General features: G+C 35.4%; 2 protein-coding genes and 2 pseudogenes. 2 read left to right on the top strand and 2 right to left on the bottom strand.

The features are described from left to right. Window positions 1-75: 75 nt before the first annotated feature. Both csaB and AFK68_RS44170 read right to left on the bottom strand, forming a co-directional pair. Window positions 76-906 (bottom strand): annotated as a pseudogene (gene csaB, locus AFK68_RS04230) (polysaccharide pyruvyl transferase CsaB); the annotation flags it as partial. Between the two features lie 212 nt (window positions 907-1,118). Continuing rightward, window positions 1,119-1,337: pseudogene (locus AFK68_RS44170) on the bottom strand (polysaccharide pyruvyl transferase CsaB); the annotation flags it as partial. Window positions 1,338-1,669: 332 nt separating this feature from the next. Here AFK68_RS44170 and AFK68_RS04220 point away from each other — a divergent pair. Together AFK68_RS04220 and AFK68_RS04215 are read left to right on the top strand one after the other, a co-directional pair. After that, window positions 1,670-1,981: a DUF2499 domain-containing protein gene (locus AFK68_RS04220; protein WP_094671725.1), complete on the top strand. Its 312-nt coding sequence runs from the start codon at window positions 1,670-1,672 to the stop codon at window positions 1,979-1,981. A gap of 692 nt (window positions 1,982-2,673) precedes the next feature. After that, window positions 2,674-2,994, top strand: a complete 321-nt coding sequence (locus AFK68_RS04215; RefSeq protein WP_094671724.1) for a DUF3593 domain-containing protein — start codon at window positions 2,674-2,676, stop codon at window positions 2,992-2,994. The last annotated feature ends 89 nt before the right edge of the window (window positions 2,995-3,083 follow it).

Raw genomic sequence — 3,083 nt, 5'->3', positions numbered from 1 at the left:
CTAATTTTCTCTCCCTATTTCTATCTAACTCGTTCATACTGCCCTAATTATCCATTATTCATTATCCATTGTTCATTAATCAACTATTCCCTCTAAAAAAGAATGTAATACCTCTTGATGAATCAGCGCTCGCTCCCGAAAAAAATATATTTTATCTGACAACAAAGCTTCCCCATTTGCATAATTATTAATCCAAATTTTACTAATTAAATTTGCATCTTCTGGCAATTCCGATAACTCCCATCCAGGCATTTCCAAATCAGTCATTAACTGACTAACTTTAGGATCGTAACTAATAGCAAAACAGCGACATTCCTGCGCAAAACCCATAATTAAACTATGGAAACGCATACCTATTACCATTTCCACTCCTCGAAAAACTCCCTTCAAAACTCTAGGGTCTTCTACAGTTAAAATCTTACTATTATCAGGAAATTTTTGATGAATAAATTCGGCAATTTCTAAATCTTTTATCGGTTGAAAAGGCAGCAACAAAATAAACACTTCAGTTGCCTTTTGAAAAGAAATTAAAGCTTGAGTTAAAGTTGCTAAACGTGAGGGAGTGAGTTGGGGATGGGGTCTCAAACTTACTGCTACTCTTGGTGCAGGTAAATCCCAAAGGCCAGGAACAGGCGAAGTTTCCAAGGCCCAAACCGGATCAGGAGCTAAAGTAAAAGGAATATTCCATTTAGCGACTATTTCTGCCGAACGTCCATCCCTCACACTAACTGCTGTACAACCCTTAAAACACTGTCTTGCTAAAAATTGGGTAGTTTGATAATTTAAAGGCCCAATTCCTTGTGCCCAGGCAATAGTTTTTAAGCCCATTTTTTGAGCAATTCCCATTAATCCAGCATAATAAAAAGGACTAGCAATACTTGTGGCATCTTGAATCAAACTCCCACCNCTATTTCTGCCGAACGTCCATCCCTCACACTAACTGCTGTACAACCCTTAAAACACTGTCTTGCTAAAAATTGGGTAGTTTGATAATTTAAAGGCCCAATTCCTTGTGCCCAGGCAATAGTTTTTAAGCCCATTTTTTGAGCAATTCCCATTAATCCAGCATAATAAAAAGGACTAGCAATACTTGTGGCATCTTGAATCAAACTCCCACCACCCCAGATAAAAATATCTGAACGTCTCATTGCTTGGAGAATAGTAAAAGTATTGAGGCGATCGCCCGCTTCAACTCCATAGCGTTTTTCTGTTTCAGAGGGGTTGCCAGACAAAACATAAGGTTGAATATTATCAGGCAACATTTGCAACAAAGATGCTAATAATGCCTCATCCCCACCATTTCCTTTTCCGTAGTAACCACATAAAATTGCCCGCATTTGTTTGAGTTATTTCCTATTTTAATTTAACTAGGATTTACACAGAAACAGGTTGATCGAATAAGTTTTGTGATTTAATAACTTAGGAAAATAAACCCGGTTTCTTATTTTGGTTTGTAACTATGATTTACACAGAAACAGGNTAACTTAGGAAAATAAACCCGGTTTCTTATTTTGGTTTGTAACTATGATTTACACAGAAACAGGTTGATCGAATAAGTTTTGTGATTTACAACTTAGGGAAATAAACCCGGTTTCTTGTTTAAGTTCGTAAGTCCTGTTAAAGTTATAGAATACAGAAGTTAAGACCTCAAAATTCAGATTTTTTAAATATGCACGCTTTGTCAATTCCTACTTGGATTATTCATGTTTCTAGCGTTATCGAATGGGTAGCTGCCATCTGGTTTATTTCCATTTATGGTAATATTACCAACAACCGCGTCTGGTATGGTTTATCTTTTGCTATGTTACCTGCATTAGTCAGTGCTATGTGTGCTTGTACTTGGCATTATTTTGATAATGACCCTAATTTAGAATGGTTAGTTACTCTTCAAGCATTAATGACTTTATTGGGAAATTTTACCCTATTAGCTGCTGCTTGGTGGATATTTTCTGAGAGTAAAAAGGGACTAGGGAGTAGGTAGGCACGTTGCATGGAACGTCCCTACAGAATAGGGAAAACTCTTACTCTTTATTGAATTTTCCTGTATGGTAAAATGCAAGTCTTCTCTAACTACAAAAAAAGTTAATCCAGCAGTATTTTTTGAGACTGTTTATTAATTGATAATTGATAATTAATAATGTATAGTCGAGAATGAAAACTATAGCAATCCTAAATAGGTTGTAACAATTAAAAAACTATAAATAAGTGCCCATTCCCTATTCCCTATTCCCGAAAAGCGTTCAACAATTAATAATTAATAATTATTAATTATTAATTATTAGAAATAAGAGGATTGAGCCAAAGGAATTTTTTTCTTCTCTTGGTTGATTGGATATGGCGTTNGCTTTCCTACGGAATGCTAACGCAAACGCGACATGAAACGCGGCTCTGTTAAGAGCGGGAGACCCGCTCCTACGGACCCGCTGCCTCTTCCAGAGGAGCTGCGCTTTATATGTTGCGAAGCAAAACGCCATCCCATCCTAACGGACTGCTGCGCAAACAACCGCTTTTTTCCCCATGAATGGAGAGGCTTTATACCTTAATTTTTCGGTAAGATTTTTATACACAAATCAAATAGGATTGCTATATCTCTAATTATCAATTATCAATTATCAATTATCCATTATTAATTATCCATTATTAATTATTCATTATTAATTATCCATTAAAAATATGATTTCTAAAGATACTTTATTTGCTCTTTCTTTATTTCCCTATTTAGGTTTTCTTTGGTTTCTAACTCGTTCTGGTCAAGCACCTCGTTTAGCCTTAATTGGATTTTATGGAACTTTAGTATTTGTGGGTGTAACTATTCCTGCTGGAATTTATGCTAAACAAGTTTATAGTGAAGCTTTAGCAAATATTGATTGGTTACATGGCAGTGCTGAAGTATTTCTAACACTATCTAATATTTTGGTAGTGTTAGGTTTTAGGGAAGCTGTTTTAAAGAAGCAAGAAGAAAGAAGCAAGAAGGAAGAAGAGAAAACTTATTAGTAAATCTCATGATCAGCTAGAAGTCATAAACCAAATATATTTCCTTGCAGTGCTGAAGTATTTCTAACACTATCTAATATTTTAGTAGT

The sequence above is a fragment of the Hydrocoleum sp. CS-953 genome (assembly GCF_002260545.1).
In the GTDB taxonomy this organism is placed as follows: Bacteria; Cyanobacteriota; Cyanobacteriia; order Cyanobacteriales; family Microcoleaceae; genus Trichodesmium.
This window is presented reverse-complemented; position numbering and strand designations above follow the sequence as displayed.

Excerpts from the sequence above, each read along its gene's own strand:
- AFK68_RS04220 (WP_094671725.1), top strand. The coding sequence starts at position 1,670 with ATGCACGCTTTGTCAATTCCTACTTGGATTATTCATGTTTCTAGCGTT.
- AFK68_RS04215 (WP_094671724.1), top strand. The coding sequence starts at position 2,674 with ATGATTTCTAAAGATACTTTATTTGCTCTTTCTTTATTTCCCTATTTA.